The organism is Amycolatopsis sp. NPDC004378, from assembly GCF_053602455.1.
In genome coordinates this window covers 1-21,796 of sequence record NZ_JBSGDR010000017.1, presented here as the reverse complement: position 1 = coordinate 21,796, position 21,796 = coordinate 1, and the positions used below count along the sequence as shown (strand labels likewise).

General features: G+C 71.7%; 21 protein-coding genes. 13 read left to right on the top strand and 8 right to left on the bottom strand.

Annotated features, from left to right (window positions below; all coding sequences use genetic code 11):
• Window positions 1–48 precede the first annotated feature (48 nt).
• The 4 genes from ACWEN0_RS36025 to ACWEN0_RS36010 all read left to right on the top strand — a co-directional run bounded on the left by ACWEN0_RS36025 (window position 49) and on the right by ACWEN0_RS36010 (window position 5,663).
• Window positions 49–1,290 carry an Nramp family divalent metal transporter gene (locus ACWEN0_RS36025; protein WP_451983931.1) on the top strand — a complete coding sequence of 414 codons (1,242 nt, stop codon included), beginning with the start codon at window positions 49–51 and terminating at the stop codon, window positions 1,288–1,290.
• 77 nt (window positions 1,291–1,367) lie between these two features.
• Window positions 1,368–2,852: a serine/threonine-protein kinase gene (locus ACWEN0_RS36020; RefSeq protein WP_451983929.1), complete on the top strand. Its 1,485-nt coding sequence runs from the start codon at window positions 1,368–1,370 to the stop codon at window positions 2,850–2,852.
• Window positions 2,853–2,955: 103 nt separating this feature from the next.
• Entirely contained in the window at window positions 2,956–3,969 is a 1,014-nt protein-coding gene (gene dapA, locus ACWEN0_RS36015) for a 4-hydroxy-tetrahydrodipicolinate synthase (RefSeq protein ID WP_451983927.1), read from the top strand.
• The gene (locus tag ACWEN0_RS36010; RefSeq protein ID WP_451983925.1) at window positions 3,966–5,663 is read left to right on the top strand and encodes a ribonuclease J; all 1,698 of its coding nucleotides are present in this window, start codon (window positions 3,966–3,968) and stop codon (window positions 5,661–5,663) included. The genes dapA and ACWEN0_RS36010 overlap by 4 nt, the downstream gene beginning before the upstream one ends.
• A 52-nt stretch (window positions 5,664–5,715) precedes the next feature.
• Here ACWEN0_RS36010 and ACWEN0_RS36005 read toward each other — a convergent pair whose 3' ends face one another.
• A complete protein-coding gene (locus tag ACWEN0_RS36005) occupies window positions 5,716–5,841 on the bottom strand; it encodes a hypothetical protein (RefSeq protein WP_451983923.1) in 126 nt (41 codons plus the stop codon).
• Between the two features lie 157 nt (window positions 5,842–5,998).
• Between ACWEN0_RS36005 and ACWEN0_RS36000 the strand changes: the two genes are divergently transcribed.
• Window positions 5,999–7,645: a substrate-binding domain-containing protein gene (locus ACWEN0_RS36000; RefSeq protein WP_451983921.1), complete on the top strand. Its 1,647-nt coding sequence runs from the start codon at window positions 5,999–6,001 to the stop codon at window positions 7,643–7,645.
• Here the strand turns inward: ACWEN0_RS36000 and ACWEN0_RS35995 are convergent.
• The 4 genes from ACWEN0_RS35995 to ACWEN0_RS35980 are packed head-to-tail and all read right to left on the bottom strand — an operon-like array spanning window position 7,599 to window position 11,471.
• A complete protein-coding gene (locus ACWEN0_RS35995) occupies window positions 7,599–8,969 on the bottom strand; it encodes an amino acid permease (RefSeq protein ID WP_451983919.1) in 1,371 nt (456 codons plus the stop codon). The genes ACWEN0_RS36000 and ACWEN0_RS35995 overlap by 47 nt on opposite strands.
• A gap of 41 nt (window positions 8,970–9,010) precedes the next feature.
• Window positions 9,011–9,958, bottom strand: coding sequence for an EamA family transporter (locus ACWEN0_RS35990; RefSeq protein ID WP_451983917.1), 948 nt, complete (start codon window positions 9,956–9,958; stop codon window positions 9,011–9,013).
• 49 nt (window positions 9,959–10,007) lie between these two features.
• Window positions 10,008–10,622 carry an NAD(P)H:quinone oxidoreductase gene (wrbA, locus tag ACWEN0_RS35985; RefSeq protein ID WP_451983915.1) on the bottom strand — a complete coding sequence of 205 codons (615 nt, stop codon included), beginning with the start codon at window positions 10,620–10,622 and terminating at the stop codon, window positions 10,008–10,010.
• Between the two features lie 33 nt (window positions 10,623–10,655).
• Complete coding sequence (locus ACWEN0_RS35980) at window positions 10,656–11,471, bottom strand: lysophospholipid acyltransferase family protein (RefSeq protein ID WP_451983913.1); 816 nt, start codon at window positions 11,469–11,471, stop codon at window positions 10,656–10,658.
• A 155-nt stretch (window positions 11,472–11,626) separates the two neighbouring features.
• Here ACWEN0_RS35980 and ACWEN0_RS35975 point away from each other — a divergent pair, with 155 nt between their 5' ends.
• Together ACWEN0_RS35975 and ACWEN0_RS35970 are read left to right on the top strand one after the other, a co-directional pair.
• On the top strand, window positions 11,627–14,098 hold the full coding sequence (locus tag ACWEN0_RS35975) for a DNA translocase FtsK (RefSeq protein ID WP_451983911.1): 2,472 nt from the start codon (window positions 11,627–11,629) through the stop codon (window positions 14,096–14,098).
• A 36-nt stretch (window positions 14,099–14,134) separates the two neighbouring features.
• A complete protein-coding gene (locus ACWEN0_RS35970; protein WP_451983909.1) occupies window positions 14,135–14,572 on the top strand; it encodes a hypothetical protein in 438 nt (145 codons plus the stop codon).
• On the opposite strand, the gene ACWEN0_RS35965 is transcribed toward ACWEN0_RS35970, so the two are convergent.
• From ACWEN0_RS35965 to ACWEN0_RS35955, 3 genes are all read right to left on the bottom strand, one after another.
• Window positions 14,565–15,176 carry a nitroreductase family protein gene (locus tag ACWEN0_RS35965; protein WP_451983907.1) on the bottom strand — a complete coding sequence of 204 codons (612 nt, stop codon included), beginning with the start codon at window positions 15,174–15,176 and terminating at the stop codon, window positions 14,565–14,567. The genes ACWEN0_RS35970 and ACWEN0_RS35965 overlap by 8 nt on opposite strands.
• Window positions 15,177–15,219: 43 nt before the next feature.
• Window positions 15,220–15,654 (bottom strand): phospholipase, encoded by a 435-nt coding sequence (locus ACWEN0_RS35960; protein WP_451983905.1) that lies wholly within the window; start codon window positions 15,652–15,654, stop codon window positions 15,220–15,222.
• Window positions 15,655–15,756: 102 nt separating this feature from the next.
• Window positions 15,757–16,260, bottom strand: coding sequence for an amino-acid N-acetyltransferase (locus tag ACWEN0_RS35955; protein ID WP_451984156.1), 504 nt, complete (start codon window positions 16,258–16,260; stop codon window positions 15,757–15,759).
• Between the two features lie 74 nt (window positions 16,261–16,334).
• Here ACWEN0_RS35955 and rimO point away from each other — a divergent pair, with 74 nt between their 5' ends.
• From rimO to pspM, 6 genes are all read left to right on the top strand, one after another.
• Complete coding sequence (rimO, locus tag ACWEN0_RS35950; protein WP_451983903.1) at window positions 16,335–17,771, top strand: 30S ribosomal protein S12 methylthiotransferase RimO; 1,437 nt, start codon at window positions 16,335–16,337, stop codon at window positions 17,769–17,771.
• Entirely contained in the window at window positions 17,768–18,409 is a 642-nt protein-coding gene (gene pgsA / locus ACWEN0_RS35945) for a CDP-diacylglycerol--glycerol-3-phosphate 3-phosphatidyltransferase (RefSeq protein WP_451983901.1), read from the top strand. Before rimO ends, pgsA begins: the two co-directional genes overlap by 4 nt.
• The gene (locus ACWEN0_RS35940; RefSeq protein WP_451983899.1) at window positions 18,402–18,956 is read left to right on the top strand and encodes a CinA family protein; all 555 of its coding nucleotides are present in this window, start codon (window positions 18,402–18,404) and stop codon (window positions 18,954–18,956) included. The genes pgsA and ACWEN0_RS35940 overlap by 8 nt, the downstream gene beginning before the upstream one ends.
• Before the next feature lie 99 nt (window positions 18,957–19,055).
• A complete protein-coding gene (locus tag ACWEN0_RS35935) occupies window positions 19,056–19,514 on the top strand; it encodes a helix-turn-helix domain-containing protein (RefSeq protein WP_451983897.1) in 459 nt (152 codons plus the stop codon).
• Between the two features lie 231 nt (window positions 19,515–19,745).
• Window positions 19,746–20,585: a PspA/IM30 family protein gene (locus ACWEN0_RS35930; protein ID WP_451983895.1), complete on the top strand. Its 840-nt coding sequence runs from the start codon at window positions 19,746–19,748 to the stop codon at window positions 20,583–20,585.
• A gap of 29 nt (window positions 20,586–20,614) precedes the next feature.
• Complete coding sequence (gene pspM, locus ACWEN0_RS35925) at window positions 20,615–21,601, top strand: phage shock envelope stress response protein PspM (RefSeq protein ID WP_451983893.1); 987 nt, start codon at window positions 20,615–20,617, stop codon at window positions 21,599–21,601.
• Window positions 21,602–21,796: the final 195 nt, after the last annotated feature.

The following is a 21,796-nucleotide window of genomic DNA, read 5'->3' as shown; positions in this document are numbered from 1 at the left end:
CCTAAACTTCGATTTGGGATCCCCGACACCCGGTGAGAGGCAGGCGTCATGGCGGTCACGGAGGCGGCCCGGCCGAGACTGGGGGCGCGCCTGCGCACCGGCTCGGCCCTGCTCGGCCCGGCGTTCGTGGCCGCGATCGCGTACGTCGACCCGGGCAACGTCGCCGCCAACATCAGCGCCGGCGCGCGCTACGGCTACCTGCTGGTCTGGGTGATCGTCGCGGCCAACCTGATGGCCGTGCTCGTGCAGTACCTGTCGGCGAAGCTCGGCCTGGTCAGCGGCATGTCCCTGCCGGAAGCGCTGCGCGCCCGGCTGTCCGGGCCCGCGCGGCTGGCCTACTGGCTGCAGGCCGAGGTCGTCGCGATCGCCACCGACCTCGCCGAGGTCGTCGGCGGTGCCATCGCGCTGAACCTGCTCTTCGACCTGCCGCTGGTGGCCGGCGGCCTGATCACCGGCGCGGTCTCCCTGACCCTGCTGGCGGTCCAGGACCGCGGCGGCCAGCGGACGTTCGAGCGGGTCGTCACCGGCCTGCTGCTGGTGATCGCGATCGGCTTCCTGGCGAGCCTGTTCGTCGAGCCGCCGTCGGCGTCGGGCGCGCTCGGCGGGCTGGTCCCGAAGTTCGAGGGCTCGGGCAGCGTCCTCATCGCCGCGGCGATGCTGGGCGCGACGGTGATGCCGCACGCGGTCTACCTGCACTCCGGCCTGGTCCGCGACCGCCACGGCCGGCCCGAGGGGGCGAGCAAGCGGCGGCTGCTGCGCGCCACCCGCGCCGACGTCGGCTTCGCGATGCTGCTGGCGGGCGCGGTGAACCTCGGCATGCTGCTACTGGCGGCGACGAACCTCCAGGGCCTGACCGGCGTCGACAGCATCGAAGGCGCCCACAGCGCGGTCGCGACGGCGCTCGGCCCGGGCATCGCGCTGATGTTCGCGATCGGCCTCCTGGCCTCCGGCCTGGCCTCGACGTCGGTCGGCGCGTACGCGGGCGCGATGATCATGCAGGGGCTGCTGCACAAGCGGATCCCGCTGGTCCTGCGCCGCCTGGTCACGCTCACCCCGGCGATCGTGGTGCTGGCCCTGGGCGCCGACCCGAGCGCGGCCCTGGTCGTGTCGCAGGTGGTGCTGTCGTTCGGGATCCCGTTCGCCCTGGTGCCGTTGATCCGCCTGACGGCGGATCGGCAGCTGATGGGCCCGGACGCGAACCACCGGCTGACGACGATCGCGGGCGCGGTCGTGGCGACGGTCATCATCACCCTGAACGTGGTCCTGATCCTTCTCACGGTCACCGGCTGAGTCACGAATTCCGCGGAACCCCCGGCCGCGCGCGACGGTCCGACTAGCATCTGCGCGACCGCTGCCGAAGGAGCACCGTGACCGACGAACAGACCCGTCCGTATCCCCCGCAGGCGCCCGCCACGCCTGGTCAGCGGGTCGTCGCGGGCCGTTACGCCTTGCTCGGCGAGCTCGGCCGGGGCGGGATGGGCGTCGTCTGGCGGGCGCAGGACCAGGTCATCGGGCGGCAGGTCGCCGTCAAGGAACTGCGGCTGCCCGACGCCGAGTCCGCCGCCGTGTTCTCCGAACGCGCCCTGCGCGAGGTGCGCACCGGGGGCCGGCTCAACGATCCCGCCGTCGTCACCGTCTACGACGTCGTCACCGACGGGGGCACCACCTTCATCGTCATGGAGCTCGTCGAAGCGCCGAGCCTCGCCGACCTCGTGCGGCAGCGCGGGCCGATGCCCGCCGCCCAGGCCGCGCAGCTGGGGGAGCGGGTGCTCGCCGCGCTGCAGGCCGCGCACGCCGCCGGGATCGTGCACCGGGACGTCAAGCCGGCGAACATCCTCGTCGCGCCCGACGGCCGCGTGAAGCTCACCGACTTCGGGATCGCCCACGCCGTGGACGACCCGCGCCTGACCACCAGCGGCATGATCGTCGGCTCGCCCGCCTTCATGGCGCCCGAACGCGTCGAGGGCCGCGAAGCGCTGCCCGCGTCCGACCTGTGGTCGCTCGGCGCGACGCTGTTCTTCGCCGTCGAAGGCACGATCCCGTTCGAGCGCGCGACCACCGCCGCGACGCTGCACGCGATCATGACCGAGATCCCGTACCTCACGCGGGGCCAGGGCCCGATCGCCGCGGCCGTCCTCGGCCTGCTCGTCGCGAACCCCGACGCCCGCCTGACCGCCGCCCAGGCCCAGCACCTCCTGACCACGGCGCAAGGCGTGCGGCCCACGCCGCCGGGCGGCACCGCCATGGTCCAGCCGATGACGCGGGTCGCGCCGCAGCCGCCGAAGAAGGCCACGCGGGCCCTGTGGCTTTCGGCCGCCGCCGTCCTGGTGGTCGGGGCCCTGGTCGGCGGGTTCTTCGCGGGCAAGGCCTTCGAAGCCCCGGCCGTCGACCAGCAGAAGCAGCCGACCATGACGTTCGGCCTCGGCGGCCAGCTGCGGGCGGAGATCGGCTCCAGCTACCCCTGCTACAGCGCCCCGGTCCAAGAGGGCGGGATCATCAGCAGCGACAACGAAGTCACCTGCGACAAGAACCACACGCTCGAGGTCTACGACACCGCGGACGCTATCGCGGTCGGGAACTGGACCGACGAAGACGCCGCGGTCGCGGCTTACCCCGGTCTCCCGGCGGTCACCGCGGTCGCCGAAGCCCGCTGCGCGACGTCGTTCCGCTCCTCGATCGTCCCGGAGGCCAAGCGGGACGGCCTGATCTACCGGGCCCTCGTCCCCACCCAGGCGGAGTGGCAGAGCGTGCCCGACAAGAGCGGCGAGTACCCGACGCGCGAGTTCTACTGCCTGCTCACCAGGGCCGACGGCGGGCCGATCACCGCGCCGATCGTGACCAAGGTCAAGTAGAAGTTCCGCGACGAGCGGCCGGGTCCCGGAAATCCTCCGCACTTCGCCGGACCGGGCCAGGTCGACGCGTTTTTCGCCGGGGGTACGGGGTACCGTCTCCTCCATGTCCAACCCACCTACCGCAGCACCCGGCCGGCCCTTCGGGCGCGTGCTCACCGCGATGGTCACGCCCTTCGACGCCGAAGGCGCGCTGGACCTGAAGCGGGCGCAGGAGCTGGCCGAGCACCTCGTGGAGCTGGGGAACGACGGCCTCGTCATCAACGGCACCACCGGCGAGAGCCCGACCACGAGCGACGCGGAGAAGCAGGACCTGGTCCGCGCCGTGGTCGAGGCCGTCGGCGACCGGGCGACCGTCGTGGCCGGCGCGGGCACCAACAACACCGCGCACAGCATCGAGCAGGCGAAGCAGGCCGAGGAAGCCGGCGCGCACGGCCTGCTGGTCGTCACCCCGTACTACTCGCGGCCGAGCCAGGCCGGGCTGTACGCGCACTTCACCACCGTCGCGGACAGCACCGGGCTGCCGGTGATGCTCTACGACATCCCGCCGCGCTCGGTCGTCCCGATCGAGGTCGACACGCTGCTGCGGCTGGCCGAGCATCCGCGGATCCTGGCGGTCAAGGACGCCAAGGGCGACCTGATCGCCGGCTCCGAGGTCATCGCCAGCACCCACCTCGCGTACTACTCGGGCGACGACGGGCTGAACCTGCCGTGGATCTCCGTCGGCGGCACCGGCGTGGTGAGTGTGATCGGTCACGTCGTCGCGGGCCGGATCCGCGCGATGATCGACGCCTACGAGACCGGCGACACCTCCACCGCGCGCACCAACCACCGCGCCATGCTGCCGGTGCTGCGCGCGATGTCGCGGGTCGGCGGGGTCGCGTTCAGCAAGGCGGCGCTGCGGCTGCGCGGCTTCGACGTCGGCGAGCCGCGGCTCCCGATCGTCGCGCCGACCACCGACCAGACCGCGCTGATCGCCGCCGATCTGACCCAGGGCGGCGTGCCCCTGGGCGACACGGCGGCGCAGGACTGGCATGGTGAGCGGGTGGCACAAGCAGACTCGAGGGCCGCCTACACGGCGCCGACCTCGCACACCAGCGTTGGGACCCTGCCTCGGTGAGCTCACTTCCCCCAGGTCCAGGCCCCACCAACGCCCCGCCCGCACTGCCCGAGGGAGCCCTGCGCATCGTCGCGCTGGGCGGCATCGGCGAGGTCGGGCGCAACATGACCGTCTTCGAGTACGCCGGCCGGCTGCTCATCGTCGACTGCGGGGTGCTCTTCCCCGAGGACGACCAGCCCGGCGTCGACCTGATCCTGCCCGACTTCCGCGCGATCGAGGACCGCCTCGACGACATCGACGGCCTGGTGCTCACCCACGGGCACGAGGACCACATCGGTGCCGTCCCGTTCCTCCTGCGCCTGCGGCCGGACCTGCCGATCTACGGCTCGAAGTTCACCAACGCGCTGCTCGCGGCGAAGGCCAAGGAGCACCGGCAGCGGCCGAACCTGATCCAGGTCCGCGAGGGCGAGCGCCGCGACGTCGGCGCGTTCAACCTCGAGTTCTTCGCGGTCAACCACTCCATCCCGGACGCGCTGGCCGTGGCCATCCGCACCCCGGCGGGCGTGGTGCTGCACACCGGCGACATCAAGCTCGACCAGCTCCCGCTCGACGGGCGCCTCACCGACCTGGCCGGGTTCTCCCGGCTCGGCGACGAGGGCGTCGACCTGTTCTGCGTCGACTCCACCAACGCCGAGGTCCCCGGGTTCGTCATGCCCGAGCGCGACATCGGCCCGGTGCTCGACGACGTCATCCGCAAGGTCGACCAGCGCGTCATCGTGGCCTGCTTCGCCAGTCACGTGCACCGCGTCCAGCAGGTGCTCGACGCCGCCGAGCGGCACGGCCGCCGGATCGCGTTCGTCGGCCGGTCGATGGTCCGGAACATGGGGATCGCGGCCGAGCTGGGCCTGCTGAACGTGCCGGACGGCCTGCTCGTCGACCTCGACCAGGCGAGCACCCTGCCGGAGAGCAAGGTCCTGTTCGTCTCGACGGGTTCCCAGGGCGAGCCGCTCTCCGCGCTGTCGCGGATGGCGCGCGGCGAGCACCGGCAGATCTCGATCCGCGCGGGCGACACCGTCGTGCTGGCCAGCTCGATGATCCCGGGCAACGAGACCGCGGTGTTCGGCGTGGTCAACGGCCTGACCCGGCTGGGCGCCAACGTCGTCCACCAGGGCAACGCCAAGGTCCACGTGTCCGGCCACGCGTCGGCGGGGGAGCTGCTCTACCTGTACAACGCGGTGCGGCCGAGCAACGTGATGCCGGTCCACGGCGAGTGGAAGCACCTGCGCGCCAACGGCGAGCTGGCGATCCGCACGGGCGTCGCGGCGGAGAACGTGGTCATCGCCGAAGACGGCGTGGTCGTCGACCTGATCGACGGCAAGGCGTCCCGCACGGGCCGCGTCGAGGTCGGCCACGTCTACGTCGACGGCCTGTCGGTCGGCGACGTCGGCGAGTCGACCCTGTCCGACCGGCTGGTCCTCGGCGAGGGCGGCTTCATCGCGATCAACGTCGCGGTGGACTCCAGCACGGGCCGCGCGGTCAGCAGCCCCACGGTGGCCGGCCGCGGCTTCTCCGACGACCCCAAGGCCCTGGCCGCGGTGGTGCCGCTCGTGGAGATGGAGCTGGCCCGCACGGAGGCCGAAGGCATCACGGACACGCACCGCATCGCCCAGGCGGTCCGCCGGGTGGTCGGCCGCTGGGTGGCGGACACCTACCGCCGCCGCCCGATGATCGTCCCGACGGTCATCCCGGTCTAGTCCGAAGCCCGTGAAGGCCACCTCGAGTCCTCGAGGTGGCCTTCACGGTTTTTCAGCGCGTGACCTTGGCCAGCAGCAGCGCGAGGGCCACGGTGGCGGTCTGGCGCAGCAGGGCCCGGCGAGCCCTGCGTTGTTCGACGCGGTTCGGTTTCATCGAGTACCCCCAGTGGTTCGCCACCCAGTGTTCCGCGCGAGCCGCGCGGTGACATCCCACTCGGGGACGGGCCGGGTCCTTCGCGGGTATGAGGTTTCGCTTAGGCCGTTTGGGCCACGAGCCGCCGCTTTGCCGGGCGCTAACCTGGTCCCACTTCGCCTCGGGAAGAGAGGCCGCGCCGATGGGACGTCACTCGCCGGACGGAAGAAGACGCCGGCTGCTGGTGCCCGTGTTCGCGACCGCCTCCGTGCTGCTCCTCGGGACCGCGGCCTGGGTGACCGTCTCGGTGGTGACCGCGAAGCCCGCCTGCGAGCGGCCGGCGAAGGTCCTCGTCAGCGCGTCCGCCGACATCGCGCCCGCGCTCTCGCTCGTCGCGGGTGGTCTGAACCTGCAGTGCGGCAGCGTCGAGGTCCAGACCAGGGACGCGACGTCGGCGGCCGAGCGGCTCGCACTCTCCGACGGCAGCCCGCGACCGCAGGTGTGGGTGCCGGACTCGACCCTCGCGCTGCGCCGCGCCCGCCAGCTCGGCGCGTCCGACGTCCCGGAAACCGGGGCGTCGGTGGCCAGTTCGCCGGTGGTGCTGGCCGTCGCCCAGGACGTCGCGAAGGGGCTCGGCTGGCCGGAGCGCACCCCGACCTGGGCGGAGATCCTCGGCGCGCCCGGTGCGGTGCCGGGGATGCCCGATCCGGCGCGCGACCCGGTCGGCGCGGTGGCCTTGCTCGGCCTCAAGGACAGCGTCAAGACGGCCACCGAGCCCGCGGGCGCGTACGTCGCCTTGCTGCGGAAGTTCTCCGCCAACACCCTCGGCGGGGAGACCGACCTGATCGCGCGGCTGCCGGGCTCGAGCGGTAGCGGCGGCACGGCCGCGGTGACGGTGTTCCCCGCGTCGGAGAACTCCTTGCTGCGCCACAACATCGAGGACGCGTCGTCGCCGCTCGTCGCCGTCTACTCGACCGCGGTGCCCACTTTGGACTATCCGTTCGCGGAGCTGGGCGGGATCTCGCCGCAGCAGCGGCCGATCGTCGAAGCGTTCCGTGACGCGGTGCTCGGCGACGCGGGTGCCGACGCCATCGCGAAGACGGGCCTGCGTGCCGCGGGCGGGCAGGCACTGCGCGAGCACTCCGACGACCCGCGGGTGTCGCCGCCCGGGATCCGCGTCGCGAACCTGCCCGCCGCCGCGGCGATCGACGAGCTGCTGAACCAGTGGGCCGGGGTCAACCTGAGCGCGCGGGTGCAGGTGCTCGTCGACGTCTCCGGGTCGATGAACGCGCAGGTGCCGGGGACCGGGCTCAACCGGATGCAGGTGACGATGCAGGCCGCGGCGAAGGCCATGCACCTGTTCAAACCCGCGACGCAGCTGAGGATGCTGGCGTTCTCGACCCGCCTCGACGGCGACAAGGACTACCGCGAGCTGCTGCCGATGGCGCCGGTCGCCCAGCACCTGGCGAGCGGCGCGCTGGACAAGCTGGCGCAGGTGAAGGCGACGCCGGACGGCGGCACCGGGCTGTACGACAGCGTGCTGGACACCTACCGCACCGGGCGGCGCGAGTGGGAGCCCGGCCGGCTCAACCTGGTGATCGTGATGACCGACGGCCGCAACGAGGACCCGCACGGGATTTCGCGCGCGGACCTGCTGACCGAGCTGGCGAAGCTGCAGGACCCGCGCCGCCCGATCCCGCTGATCGGCGTCGGCATCGGCCCGGACGCGGACAAGGCCGAGCTCGACCAGCTGACCGCGGCGACGGGCGGCCAGGCCTTCGTCGCCCCGGACCCGGCGAAGATCACGGACGTGTTTTTCGGGGCGCTGAGCCGGATCGCCGGCGGATGAGGGCGTAGCCGCCGAGGATCACCGCCAGGCTGATCAGGCTCAGGAACAGCTGCGACCGCGCGTCTTCGTCCACGAACAGCATCGACGCCACCACGACGAGCGTCAGGGCCAGCGTCAGCCGGCTGAGCCACGGGTAGCCCCACATCCGCAGCTGCAGCTTCTCCGGCGCCTCCGCCTCGAGCTGCCGCCGCATGCGCAGTTGCGAGCCGCAGATGATGGCGTACACGAACAACGCCACCGCGCCCGCCGAGTTGATGATGAAGGAGAAGATCTTGTCCGGGGAGACGTAGCTCATCACCACCGCGACGTAACCGACCGAAGTGGACGCCAGGATCGCCTTCCACGGCACGCCGCGCGCGTTCGTGTCCGAGATCCACGACGGTGCCCACCCGTGGCGCCGCAGGGCGAAGAGCATGCGGGATGCCGTGTACAGCCCCGAATTCAGCACCGACAGGGCCGCCGTCAGGACCACGGCCGAGACGATCGTCGACGCCGCCGGGACGCCGAAGCGGCCGAACGCCGCCGCGAACGGGCTCGTCTCGCTCGGGATGTCGCGCCACGGCGTGATCATCACCAGCAGCGCCACCGAGCCGACGTAGAACACGATGACGCGCCACACGATCGTCGAGGTCGCCTTGCGGACCGCCGTCTCGGGCTGGTCGGACTCCGCCGCCGCGATCGTCACGATCTCCGCGCCGAAGTAGGAGAAGATCACGATCACCACGCCGTGCACCACCGAGAAACCACCGTTCGGCACGAAGCCGTCGAGGCCGATGTTGCTCACCGAGAAGTGCGCCCCCGGCCAGAGCCCGAGCACGAACAGCAGGCCCAGCACCAGGAAGACCACGATCGTCGCGACCTTGATGGAGGCGAGCCAGAACTCGGTCTCGCCGAACGAGCGCGCCGACGCCAGGTTCGTCGCCGTGAGCAGCAGCATCAGGGCCAGCGAGAACACCCACTGCGGAACCCCGGGGATCCAGCCCTGCAGGATCTTCGCGCCGGCCACGGCCTCGAACGCGACCACGCCGACCCAGAAGTACCAGTACAGCCAGCCGATCGTGAAGCCCGCCCAGCCGCCGAGCGAGTCCCGGGCGTAGTCCATGAACGAGCCGAGCGCGGGCGCGGCCGTCGCCATCTCGCCGAGCATCCGCATGACCAGCACCACGAGCAGGCCGCCGAGCGCGTAGGAGAGCACGGCCGCCGGCCCGACGGTGTGGATCACCGCGCCGCTGCCGATGAACAGGCTCGCCCCGATGATGCCGCCCAGGGCGATCATCCGGACGTGCCGCTGGCGCAGTTCGGGACGCAGCCCAGTGGTCGACATGGTGGGGAATTGTCGCACTTCGGCGGCACCCCGTGAAGAACTCAGCTCGTGAGGATCTCCGACTTCCGCTGCACCAGGAAGGCCCCGGCCAGCAGGATCGCCGAGCCGAGCAGCTGCGGCCAGGTGAGTTCCTCGCCGATCAGGGCCCAGGCCGCGACGGTGGTGATCACCGGCTCGACCAGGCCGAGCACGCTCGCCACCGACGCCGGCAGGTGCCGCAGCGACGAGATCCCGCAGATGTAGGCGAGCACCGTCGCCACCAGCACGAGCAGCACCATCAGCAGCCAGACGGGCGGGTGCCACGCGCCGAATTCGACGTCCACGGCGAGCAGCCCGACCGGCCACGTCCACGGCGGCGCGACCAGGCTGATCAGCACCGCGCCGAGCACCATGCCCCAGGTGACCAGGCCGAGCGGGTCGATGGCGGCCACCGCGCGCTCGCCCAGCAGGAAGTACCCGGCCGAGCACAGGGCCGCGCCGAAGCCGGCGAGCAGCCCGAGGCCGTTCAGCGTGACGCCCTGCCAGACCTGCGCGACCAGCGACAACCCGGCCATCGCCAGCGCGATGCCGCCCCACACCGACCGCGGCAGCCGGTGCCGCCGCACGAACCGCACCCACAGCGCGATGAGCACGGGCGAGACGAACTCGAGCAGGATCGCGATGCCGACCGGGATCCGGCCCGCGGCGACGAAGTAGAGCAGCTGCACGCCGGCCACCCCGAGCAGGCCGTAGCCCGCCAGGACGGGCAGCTCGGCCCGGCGGACCCGCAGCTTCCGCGGCGCCACCAGCGCCACCCCGGCGAGCAGCACGAACCCGGCCAGGCCGATCCGCATCGCGGCCACCTGCTCCGGGCTGAACCCGGCGGACATCGCGGACTTGCCCAGCGTGCCCGACGTGCTGAAGAACAGCGCGGCGAGCAGGACGAGCGTGGTCCCGCGGCCGCGGTGGGCGACGTGGGGAGGCGCGAGGACGGGCAGCTCGGTGGTCACGTGCGCGACTGTAAGCACCGCGACGTGACTGCCAAAACGCTTTTTCCGGTTACTCGGCTTGCTTGAGCCCGGTCGCGATGTGCGTCGTGATCGTGGCCAGCCGCCGCCCCTGGAGGCGCAGCGCACCGAGGGCCAGTTCGTCCGGCGCGGCGGACTTGCGCGACACGAACGAACCGCCGTACGGGTTGCCGGACTCCATCAGGTGCGGGTCGGTGTAGCCGAGCGGGACGACGATCGCGCCCCAGTGGTAGAAGACGTTGTTGATCGCCAGCAGCGTCGACTCCAGGCCACCGTGCCGGGTGGAGGCGCTCGTGAACGACGTCGCGACCTTGTCGGCCAGCTTCCCCTGCGCCCACAGGCCACCCGTGCTGTCCAAATAGGACTTCAGCTGGGCGGTCGGGCCGCCGAACCGGGTCGGGCTGCCGAACGCGAGCCCGTCCGCCCAGACGAGGTCGTCGAGGGTGGCGAGCTCGTGGTGTGGCCCCGAATCGACCCACGCCTGCCAGCGCGGGTTCTTCGCGATCGCATCGGCGGGCACCGTCTCCGGCACGGTCCGCACCCGCACGTCGGCCCCGGTCTCCCGGGCACCGGCGGCGAGCGATTCGGCCAGGGCGGCGGTGTTGCCGGTCGCGCTGTAGTAGACGACGAGGATCCGTGTGCTCACGTCCGCGACTCTAGGCGTGCCGGGCGGGCCGTCTCAGATTCCGGACGTCGGCTTCCACGGGCTGACCGTGTCGGTCGGCCGCGTCGGGTCGTGGAAGCGGGGGCGGTCCAGCTCGCCCGCGCGCAACGGGACCAGGCCGTCGGCGATCGCGCGCATGATCTTCGCGTGGGCGCGCACCCCGGCGCCCGGGCGCTCCGGCTCGACGTCCGACAGGTCGACGGGATCGCCGAAGTGGACCTTGAACCGCGGCCGGCGCAGCGGGGCGCTGAGTCCCGAACGGGCGAGGGGGACTAGGTCGGCCGGGCCGTTGACCGTCTCGGTGCCCCAGTAGACGGCTTCGTGCGCGCCCCACTGGCTGATCGGGATCACCGGGACGTCCGCCGCCAGCGCCAGCCGGGCCGCGCCGGTCTTGCCGCGTTCGGGCCAGAGGCCGGGGTCGTGGCTGATCCGGCCCTCGGGGTAGACGATGATCGGCTCGCGGGTGGTCTTCAGCGCCTCGACGGCCTCGGCGAACTGCCCGACGGCGGTCGCGGCGACCTTCCGGTCGACCCGCAGGTGGCCGCTGACCCGCAGCGCCGGCCCGATCACCGGGGCGTCCAGGATGCCGCCGGCCAGCATGAACCGCGGGTTGATACCGATCCGCTTGCACGCCGCCATCAGGACGAACGCGTCGAACACGCCGATGTGGTTCGCGGTCATCAGCAGCGGCTTGCCCCGCAGCCGCGCCGGGATCCGCCCGCTGACGGTGAGCCGCCCGACCAGGTTCACCAGCCCGCGGTCGATGTTCAGCATGGTCCGCCAGATGGCGGGGGCTCGGCGAGACGTGTTGTCGGAGTGCAGCGCGACCATGGGGCAGAGCATGGCAGACGCCGATTTCACCCGAATGCGCACTGGCCGGATCGGTTCACCCGGATGGCCGCTCAAGGCCGGTGTGAGGCAGAAGTTCACCCTGGGCCGAGAGTGGCGCATGGGACGAACGGCCACGGCCGGTTACCGTAAAAGGCATGGCTGGGTCGGCGACGAGGAAGCGAAGCACGGGAAGCGGCGCGAAGGGGGCAGCGGCGCGAAAGCCGCGTACACCTGCGAAGTCACGTCCCGCCGCTCGCAAGCCCGCACCGCGCCGCAAGACGCCCGGGGTGTTCGGGAAGGGCGTCCGCGGGACCTGGAACCTGCTGGCCAAGGGCCTGGGCACGCTGGCCCGCACGGTCGGCCGCACCCGTGAACTCGAGCCCGAACACCGTCGTGACGGGCTCGCGCTCGGCCTGATCGCCCTGGCCATCGTGGCCGCCGTCGGGGTCTGGTGGCGGGCCGCCGGGCCGATCGGGGCCGGGGTCGAGATCGCCACCCGGACCGTCCTCGGCGCCGGGGCGGTCACGCTGCCGCTGGTGCTGGTCGTCGTGGCCGTCGCGCTCATGCGGTCCGAGCCGCACCCCGAGACCCGCCCGCGGATGGTCATCGGGACGATCATGGTCGTCCTGTCCGTGCTCGGGATGCTGCACATCTTCACCGCGCTCCCGGCCACCAACGACGGCCGGATGTACGCCGGCGGCATCATCGGCGCCTTCTCCGGCGGCCTGCTCACCATGGGCGTCACGACCTGGGTCGCCGTGCCGCTGCTGATCCTCGCGCTGGTCTTCGGCGTGCTCGTGTTCACCGGCACGCCGGTCCGCGAGATCCCGCACCGGCTGCGCAACTGGGGCCTCGACGAGGAGGAGATCGCCGAGGCCGAGCAGAAGTCCGGCTTCGCCACCGACGAGGACCAGGTCACCGAGGCCGACCCGAAGTCCGCGCGGCTGCGCAAGCCGTCGCGGCGCCGCCAGGCCAGCGACGCCGACCCCGAGCAGCTCGACATCGACGCGATGCTGGCCGAGCCGCCGACACCGATCAAGCCGCCCAAGCCCAAGCCCGTCGCCGACGTCCCCGAGAAGAAGCCGAAGAAGCCCGCGGAGCCGCCCCTGGCCGTCACGCGGACCGTCGAGGGCGACTACCAGCTTCCGCCGCCCGACCTGCTCAAGCTCGGCGACGCGCCGAAGTCCCGCAGCAAGGCCAACGACGCCATGATCGAAGCGATCACCGGCGTGCTGGAGCAGTTCAACGTCGACGCGCAGGTCACCGGCTTCACCCGCGGCCCGACGGTCACCCGGTACGAGGTCGAGCTCGGCCCGGGTGTGAAGGTCGAGAAGATCACCGCGCTGACCAAGAACATCGCCTACGCGGTGGCCACGGACAACGTCCGGCTGCTGGCGCCGATCCCGGGCAAGTCCGCGGTCGGCATCGAGGTGCCGAACTCCGACCGCGAGATGGTCCGCCTGGGCGACGTCCTGCGCGCGCCGTCCACGGTCAAGGACAACCACCCGATGGTGATCGGCCTCGGCAAGGACATCGAGGGCCACTTCGTCACCGCGAACCTGACGAAGATGCCGCACCTGCTGGTCGCCGGCTCCACCGGTTCCGGTAAGTCGAGCTTCGTCAACTCGATGCTGGTGTCGCTGCTCGCGCGTTCGACGCCGGACGAGTGCCGGATGATCCTGATCGACCCGAAGATGGTCGAGCTGACGCCCTACGAGGGCATCCCGCACCTGATCACGCCCATCATCACCCAGCCGAAGAAGGCCGCCGCGGCGCTGGCCTGGCTGGTGGAGGAGATGGAGCAGCGCTACCAGGACATGCAGGTCAACAAGGTCCGGCACATCGACGACTACAACAAGAAGGTCCGCTCCGGCGAGATCACCGCGCCGCCGGGGTCCGAGCGCGAGTACCGGCCGTACCCGTACATCATGGCGATCGTCGACGAGCTCGCCGACCTGATGATGACCGCCCCGCGCGACGTCGAGGACGCGATCGTCCGGATCACCCAGAAGGCCCGTGCGGCGGGCATCCACCTGGTCCTGGCCACGCAGCGGCCGTCGGTCGACGTCGTCACCGGCCTGATCAAGACCAACGTGCCCTCGCGGCTGGCCTTCGCGACGTCGTCGCTGACCGACTCGCGGGTCATCCTCGACCAGCCGGGCGCGGAGAAGCTCATCGGCATGGGTGACGCGCTGTACCTGCCGATGGGCGCCGGGAAGCCGGTCCGCATCCAGGGCGCGTTCGTCGGCGACGAAGAGATCGCCTCGGTCGTCAACTACGCCAAGGAGCAGGCGCAGCCGGACTACCAGGACGGCGTCACGGCGCAGAAGGCCGGCGAGAAGAAGGAGATCGACCCGGACATCGGGGACGACCTGGACGTCCTGCTGCAGGCGGCGGAGCTGATCGTGACGTCCCAGTTCGGCTCGACGTCGATGCTGCAGCGCAAGTTGCGGGTCGGCTTCGCGAAGGCCGGCCGGCTGATGGACCTGCTGGAAAGCCGCGGCGTGGTCGGCCCGTCGGAGGGCTCGAAGGCCCGCGACGTGCTGATCAAGCCGGAGGAGCTGGAAGGCGTCCTGTTCATGATCCGCGGCGGCGACCCGGTGCCGTCCGACCCGGACGACGAGTAGTGCAACCCGCCGGCGCGGTCGTTCCGTCCTGAGCACATGGACCTGCAGCGCTTGGCCGCCGGACTGTTCGCCTTCACCGTCGTCGTGGTGGGCGCGGGGAGTTCCGTGTCCTCCGGGCAGGCCGCCCCGGCCCTGCCCGGGCGGCCGGAGTCGCCGTCGACCGTCAGCACTGCTCCGCGGGGGGACGTCACCCTGCGGCTCGGCCAAGAGGCCGCGATCCAGGGGAAGGACCTGACCGTCCGCTACACGCGCATGGTCTCCGACTCGCGCTGCCGCCCGAACATGACGTGCATCTGGCAGGGCGAGGCGACGCTCGCGTTCCTGCTGAGCGAGCCCGGCCGGGGCGAGAGCACCACGGCCGAGCTGCACAGCGGCCCCCGCACCGGCCCCCAGGCCACCTCCTTCGCTGCCAGCCGTGTCGAGCTGGTGTCGGTGAGCGCGGACGGCGGGGAGGCCACGGTCCGGGTCAGCTGAGCGGCGTGCCCCAGTGGTCGAGGTAGGCGACCTCGGCCAGCGGGACGCGCTCGGCCGGCTTGAAGTCCGGCGTCGTCGTGTACGCGACCGGCAGCAGGCCGACCTGCGTGTAGCCGTCCGGGACACCGAGGATTTCCGCCGCCTCGGCCTCGCGGGAGAGGTGGTACGTCGTGAGCGTCGAGCCCAGCCCTCGCGAGCGCAGTGCCAGCTGGAAGTTCCAGACGGCCGGGAAGATGCCGCCGTAGAAGGCCGCGTCCACGGCGTTGTTCCCGGTCGGGCGGCCCTTCAGGACCGGGATGACGAAGACGGGCACTCGTTCGATCACGTCGACGAGGTGCCGCCCGGACGCCAGCGCCCGCGACTCGCCTTCCGTGGCGCGCTGGGCCAGGTAGGCCGCGCCGACCTCGCGGAAGAGCACGCCGAGCCGGTTCTTCACGTCCTGGTCGCGCACGACCAGCCAGCGCCACGCCTGGACGTTGCCCGGCGTCGGTGCCTGCAGCGCCAGGTCGAGGCAGGCGGAGAGGACTTCGGGCTCGACCGGCCGGCCGAGGTCGAGCTTCCGGCGCACCGCGCGGGTCGTGCTGAGCAGCTGATCGATCTCCATGCCCCCATCCTGGCCCGGACGCGCGCCCGGGCCAGGGCGAGGCTCAGCCGCCGAACTTGCGGACGGCCTCGTAGTAGGTCCAGGCCGCGCCCTTGCAGGCGATGTTCGAGCCGCAGACGCTCTTCAGGTCCGAGTACAGGTTGTCGTCGATCTTCAGGCGGTTCGCCTCGGTGAAGCGGCCCTGCTTCTTGTAGTTGCGGTAGCCGAAGTCGTGGCGGTGGCAGCCCGGGAGGAACTTCCAGCCGAACGGGTTGTCCGGCGCCCACGAGCAGCCGTCCGAGGACCAGTCGAGCTGGCCGTTGTACGGAGCCTGGTTCCGGATCGTCTCGAAGTTCGAGAGCGACGTGCTGAAGAGGTACTGGTCGGTGACCGTCGGGATGTCGACGGCCGCCGCGGTGCCGGCGCCCATGAGGACGCCTCCGCCGACCGTCGCGGCCACCGCGGCGGTGGCCCCCAGGTTCCGCAAAGTCGTGCGCATCGTTGTGGTGTTTCCTCGCTGATCAGGGGACGGATGTGCGTGATCAGCATCAGGCCTCGGGTGGCGTGCGTCACCGCCCGAAAGAATGTTGTCGGGAAACTTTCAGAGTTCGAGCAGCATGCGGGAATTGCCCAGCGTGTTCGGCTTGACGTACGGGAGGTCGAGGAACTCCGCGACGCCCGTGTCGTGCGAGCGCCGCATCTCCTCGTAGACCTCGTGCGACACCGGCGTTCCCTGGATCTCCACGAAGCCGTGGCCGGTGAAGAAGCTGGTCTCGAACGTCAGCACGAACAGCCGCTTGAGACCCAGCTCACGGGCCTCGTCGATCAGCCGGGCCACCAGCACGCGCCCGACGCCCTGGCCGCGGACGGCCTTGTCGACCACGACCGTGCGCAGCTCGGCGATGTCCTCCCAGAGCACGTGCAGCGCGGCCGCCCCGACGACCTCGCCGCCGACCTCCGCGACCCAGAACTCCTGGACCGCTTCGTACAGCGTGACCAGGTCCTTCTCCAGCAGGACGCGACCGGCGTCCGAGTCGACCAGGGCCTTGATCTTGCGGACGTCGGCGATCCGCGCGCGGCGGACGGCGGGCGAGTCGGACGGCACGATGTTCAACACTGCCACACCACCGGGCCACGCCGTCGTCAACCTGCCCGGGACCGGCGGCTACCCTGAACGTCGTGCCTTCCCCTGCCACGGATCCCACCGCCACCCGACGCGTCTCCCTGCTGACCCTCGGCTGCGCCCGCAACGAGGTCGACTCGGAGGAGCTGGCGGGCCGGCTGGCGGCCGGCGGCTGGGAGCTCGCGGCCGATCCGGAGGACTCCGACGTCGTGGTGGTCAACACCTGCGGCTTCGTCGAGTCGGCCAAAAAGGACTCCGTCGACACGTTGCTCGCGGCGTCCGACACGGGCAAGAAGGTCGTCGCGGTCGGGTGCATGGCCGAGCGCTACGGGCACGAGCTCGCCGACAGCCTCCCCGAAGCCGACGCCGTCCTGGGCTTCGACCACTACGCCGACCTCTCGGACCGGCTCGACGACGTCGTCGCCGGCCGCAAGGTCGCTTCGCACACCCCCGGCGACCGGCGCAAGCTGCTGCCGATCAGCCCGGTCCAGCGGCCCGCCGCGGCCGAGACCGTCGAGGTCCCGGGCCACGCGCAGCACGGCTGGGGCCCGCGGGTGCTGCGCACGCGCCTCGACGACTCGCCGGTGGCCGCGCTGAAGATCGCCTCCGGCTGCGACCGGCGCTGCTCGTTCTGCGCGATCCCGTCGTTCCGCGGCTCCTTCGTCTCGCGGCAGCCCGACGAGATCGTCGCCGAGGCGATGTGGCTGGCCGAAAACGGCGTCAAGGAGCTGTTCCTGGTCAGCGAGAACTCGACGTCCTACGGCAAGGACTTCGGCCGCGACGGCGCCACCGCGCTGGAGCGGCTGCTCCCGCGGCTGGCGGGGATCGACGGCGTCGAGCGCGTCCGCGTCTCCTACCTGCAGCCGGCCGAGACGCGCCCGCAGCTGGTCAAGGCCATCGCGACGACGCCGGGCGTCGCCGAGTACTTCGACCTGTCGTTCCAGCACTCCAGCGAGCAGGTGCTGCGCCGGATGCGCCGGTTCGGCTCGACCGACTCGTTCCTGGCGCTGTGCGAGCAGATCCGCGAGTACGCGCCCGAGGCGGGCATCCGCACCAACGTCATCGTCGGCTTCCCCGGCGAGACCGAGCACGACCTGAGCGAGCTGGAACGGTTCCTGACCGGCGCGCGCCTGGACGCCGTGGGCGTCTTCGGCTACTCCGACGAGGACGGCACGGAGGCCGAGACCTTCGACGGCAAGCTGGACGCCGAAGAGGTCGCCAAGCGCGTCACGCGGATCTCGGCGCTGGTCGAAGAGCTGACCGCGCAGCGCGCCGAGGACCGGATCGGCACCTTCGTCGACGTCCTCGTCGAGCTGGACGACGACGGTGAGCTGACCGGCCGCGCGGCACACCAGGCGCCGGAGGTCGACGGCGAGTGCGTCATCCTCGACGCGCCCGAAAAGGCCCAGGTGGGTGACTTCCTGCGCTGCGAGGTCGTGGACTCGGCGGGGGTAGACCTGATCGTGCGCGCGGTACCGGACGCCGACCGGTGAGTGCGCTCCCCAGCGACGCCGCGGACGAGGGCACGACCCGCGAAGGCCCCGCCCAGGTCCCGGTCGCGACCCCGGTCCCGACGCTCAACATCGCGAACCTCCTGACGCTCTCGCGGCTGGTGCTGGTGCCGCTGTTCGTCGTCGCGCTGTTCGTCGGCGACGGCCACGACACGACCTGGCGCGCCATCGCCACCGGGCTGTTCGCGGTGGCCTCGGCCACCGACCAGCTGGACGGCTGGGTGGCCCGCAAGTACGGCCTGATCACCGACTTCGGCAAGATCGCCGACCCGATCGCCGACAAGGCGCTGACCGGCGCCGCGCTGGTGGGCCTGAGCATCCTGGGCGAGCTGGGCTGGTGGGTCACGATCGTCATCGCGGTCCGCGAGATCGGCGTCACGCTGCTGCGGTTCTGGGTGATCCGCCACGGCGTGATCCCGGCCAGCCGCGGCGGCAAGGCCAAGACGCTGGCCCAGATCGCCGCGATCGTGGCCTACCTGCTGCCGCTGCCCGCCGGGGCCGACCCGGTCCGCTGGTCCCTGATGGGCCTGGCCCTGGTGCTGACCGTGGTCACCGGCGTCGACTACCTGGTGCGGGCGGTCCGGCTGCGGGCCGCGGGGCGCCGGGTCACCGGTGGCTGACCGGTCGCCGGCCGCGGGCGACGAGCAGGCCGCGGCGCTGATCGCGGCCCTGGCCGGCCGGGGCGAGACCGTCGCCGCGGCCGAGTCGCTCACCGCCGGGCTCGTCTGCGCCACCCTGGCGCGGGTGCCCGGGGCGAGTGCGGTGCTGCGCGGGGGACTGGTCGTCTACGCCACCGAGCTGAAGACCTCCCTGGCCGGGGTCGACGCCGCGCTGCTGGCCGAGCACGGCGCCGTCCACCCGGAGGTCGCCGCGCAGCTGGCCGAAGGCGCCCGCGACCGGTGCGGGGCCACCTGGGGCCTCGGGCTCACCGGCGTCGCCGGGCCGTCGCCCCAGGACGGCGTCGGGCCGGGAACCGTGCACGTCGGGCTCGCCGGGCGGGGAACACGGACGCCGCGTCTTTCGGGGGCCCGGGTGGCGGAGCCCCCGACCCGGGGCGAAGCCTCGTTTGTCACGGTCCGTACCCTGGCCTTGAGCGGAGACCGGGACTTGATCAGGACCGAGTCGGTCCGCGCCGCGTTTGCCCTGCTCGGGGAACATCTGACGTGAATTGCGCGTTCGCCCTTGGCGTACGGGCACACCAACTCCTGCGCCCGGGGCGCCGCTCTGGGTAACGTAGGGGGTACTTGTACGGAAGGGAGGCGCGTGATGACCGTGCTGTTGCGTGAGGCGATCGGTGATCGGCTCCGTCATGCCCGCACCAACCAGCGTCGTACGCTGCGTGACATCTCCCGCGCCGCCAGGGTCAGCCTCGGCTACCTCTCGGAGGTGGAGCGGGGCCAGAAGGAGGCGTCGAGCGAACTGCTCGCGTCCATCTGCCAGGCCCTGGACCTTCCGCTCGGCGAACTGCTGCACAACGTGGCGGCGGACGTTTCGGCCCTCGACAACGTCGAGGTCGCACCGGTCGACGAGCGGATCACGGAAGGCGCGGCCCGGGAGAAGCGGGGCGCCGAGGCCGCCGCGGCCGGCATCGAAGGCGGTCGCCTGATGTCCGAGCTGATCGGCAACGACCTCGCCGACCTGCGGGTTTCCCCGGCACCGCGGATGAACACCACCCTGCGCACGACGATCGGGCAGCCGAAGCTGGCCTCGACGATCGCCGCGTAGTAACGGATCGGACACGACAACGGCCCCGGGCAACCCGCCCGGGGCCGTTCGCGTTGCCTACGGGGGGTGATCAGGGCGATCCCTGAATTCGGCCGGGTCGCCTGGAACGGACGTGGCCGACCTGACACGATGGAACCCAACGCCGGGGTCGGAGCGTTGCATGTGCAGGGGAGCGACGCCCCACACCCCGTGTACCTAGGCCCGTGGGACGCAAGAAGGCAGGCGGAGGAGATGGCCAACCCGTTCGTGAAGTTCTGGAAGTACATGATGGCGGCGTTCTCGTCGAAGATCGACGAGCACGCCGACCCGAAGGTACAGATCCAGCAGGCCATCGAGGAGGCGCAGCGCAACCACCAGGCGCTGACGCAGCAGGCCGCCTCCGTGATCGGCAACCAGCGCCAGCTGGAGATGAAGCTCAACCGCCAGCTCGGCGACGTCGAGAAGCTGCAGGCGTCGACCCGGCAGGCGCTCGTCCTCGCGGACGAGGCCCGCGCCAAGGGTGACGAGCAGAAGGCGACCGAGTTCGAGAACGCCGCGGAGAGCTTCGCGACGCAGCTCGTCACGGCCGAGCAGAACATCGAGGACCTCAAGACGCTGCACGACCAGTCGCTGCAGGCCGCGGCCCAGGCCAAGCAGGCCGTCGAGCGCAACTCGCAGATGCTGCAGCAGAAGCTGGCCGAGCGCACCAAGCTGCTCTCGCAGCTGGAGCAGGCGAAGATGCAGGAGCAGGTCTCCGCGTCGCTGAACCAGATGAGCCAGCTGGCCGCGCCGGGCAACACGCCGTCGCTCGAAGAGGTCCGCGACAAGATCGAGAAGCGCTACACCACGGCGCTGGGTCAGGCGGAGCTCGCCCAGAACTCGGTCCAGGGGCGCATGATGGAGGTCCAGGCCTCCACCACGCAGCTGGCCGGCCGCTCGCGGCTCGACCAGATCCGCTCCTCGATGCGCGGTGAGTCGGTCGCCCAGGTGACCGACGGCGGCAAGGCGGCCCAGCCCGCGAGCAGCTCGGCCGACATCCAGCGCGAGATCCAGGCGCGTGTGCAGGCCGAGCAGGGCAAGAACCCGGCCTGACGCGAGCGGGCCGTTCGAAGGGGGCGAGCATGGGGCAGCAGGGCAGACGACGCGACTTCGGCGAGTTCAGCGCGAAGCTGGAGAAGCACATCGAGAAGCTGCCCGACTACGCCGTGCGCGCCCAGGAAAAGCTCCAGAAGGTGCAGAAGTACTTCCCGCCGGCCGAGCAGGCCGGCGGGAAGCCCGCGCCTCCGCGGCCCAACCCGTTGCGGCGCCCGCCCGTGCGGCGGCCCGACACGACGGTCACGTGGGCGTCGATGGCGAACCAGGTCCCGGCGTTCGCCGAGGCCCGGGCCAAGTGGGACCGCTGGAACCACCCCGCTGCGAAGCTGGAGCGCCGTAAGCGCCGGACGTCGCGGGCGCTGACGCTGTGGATCCTGCTGACGATCCTGTGCGGCGTCCTGACCGTGGCGGCCGGCATGGGCTGGATGAGTGCCACGGGCGCGCCGATGATGCCGCAGGCGATCATGGCGTTCGCCGGTGCGGTCGTGTTCGGCACGTTCGGCGTCCGGTCCGGGCTCAAGCTGCGTGAGCTGAAGCGCATCCCGCTCCCGGCCGCCCCGGCCGGGCCCCCGCCGTTGCCGCCCGCCGGCTCCGTCGCGCGCGAGCCGATGGAGCGGCTGGCGGAGTGCGAAGCCTCGCTGGGCGAGCTGCTGCGCCAGCTGTCGGTGCCGTCCTCGGTGGGCACGACACCGGTGTCCGAAGTGTCCGTCGCGGACGCACGCCAGACGGCGACCGACGCCGCGGCGGCGTTGCGCGGCCTGGCGGCCCGCATCCAGGCGATCGAGCGCGGCCGCAACTCCGCGCCGGCCCGCGAACAGGCCGCCCTGGACGCCGCGGTCGGCAAGCTCCGCGAACAGCTGGAAGACGGCCTCGAGGGCTACCGCGGCCTGGTGGCCGCGGCGGGCCACACGGTGGCGGCGTCGAGCGACGGCCTGGTGACGTCCAAACAGGCCCTCACCGACGCGACCGACCGCCTGGCCGGCCTGGCCATGGCCCTGCGCGAACTCTCCTGACCCCACGCCACCCGTCCCCGCGTGATCGCGGAGCCAACACACGTGATTGCCGAGCCGACCCCCTGATCACGCGTGTCGACTGTCCAATCACGCGTGTGGGGTTGCCCCGTGGGGCCGGACACCTTGATTCCAGACAGTGGTCTGGAGGGAGGATGTCCTGGTGTCTCGCAGGTCGAAGTATCCGGAGCAGTTCCG

Excerpts from the sequence above, each read along its gene's own strand:
- dapA (WP_451983927.1), top strand. The coding sequence starts at position 2,956 with ATGTCCAACCCACCTACCGCAGCACCCGGCCGGCCCTTCGGGCGCGTG.
- ACWEN0_RS35935 (WP_451983897.1), top strand. The coding sequence starts at position 19,056 with ATGACCGTGCTGTTGCGTGAGGCGATCGGTGATCGGCTCCGTCATGCC.
- ACWEN0_RS35965 (WP_451983907.1), bottom strand. The coding sequence starts at position 15,176 with ATGGAGATCGATCAGCTGCTCAGCACGACCCGCGCGGTGCGCCGGAAG.
- ACWEN0_RS35970 (WP_451983909.1), top strand. The coding sequence starts at position 14,135 with ATGGACCTGCAGCGCTTGGCCGCCGGACTGTTCGCCTTCACCGTCGTC.
- ACWEN0_RS35995 (WP_451983919.1), bottom strand. The coding sequence starts at position 8,969 with ATGTCGACCACTGGGCTGCGTCCCGAACTGCGCCAGCGGCACGTCCGG.
- ACWEN0_RS36025 (WP_451983931.1), top strand. The coding sequence starts at position 49 with ATGGCGGTCACGGAGGCGGCCCGGCCGAGACTGGGGGCGCGCCTGCGC.
- pspM (WP_451983893.1), top strand. The coding sequence starts at position 20,615 with ATGGGGCAGCAGGGCAGACGACGCGACTTCGGCGAGTTCAGCGCGAAG.
- ACWEN0_RS35930 (WP_451983895.1), top strand. The coding sequence starts at position 19,746 with ATGGCCAACCCGTTCGTGAAGTTCTGGAAGTACATGATGGCGGCGTTC.
- ACWEN0_RS35980 (WP_451983913.1), bottom strand. The coding sequence starts at position 11,471 with ATGGTCGCGCTGCACTCCGACAACACGTCTCGCCGAGCCCCCGCCATC.
- ACWEN0_RS35960 (WP_451983905.1), bottom strand. The coding sequence starts at position 15,654 with ATGCGCACGACTTTGCGGAACCTGGGGGCCACCGCCGCGGTGGCCGCG.
- ACWEN0_RS36000 (WP_451983921.1), top strand. The coding sequence starts at position 5,999 with ATGGGACGTCACTCGCCGGACGGAAGAAGACGCCGGCTGCTGGTGCCC.
- ACWEN0_RS35975 (WP_451983911.1), top strand. The coding sequence starts at position 11,627 with ATGGCTGGGTCGGCGACGAGGAAGCGAAGCACGGGAAGCGGCGCGAAG.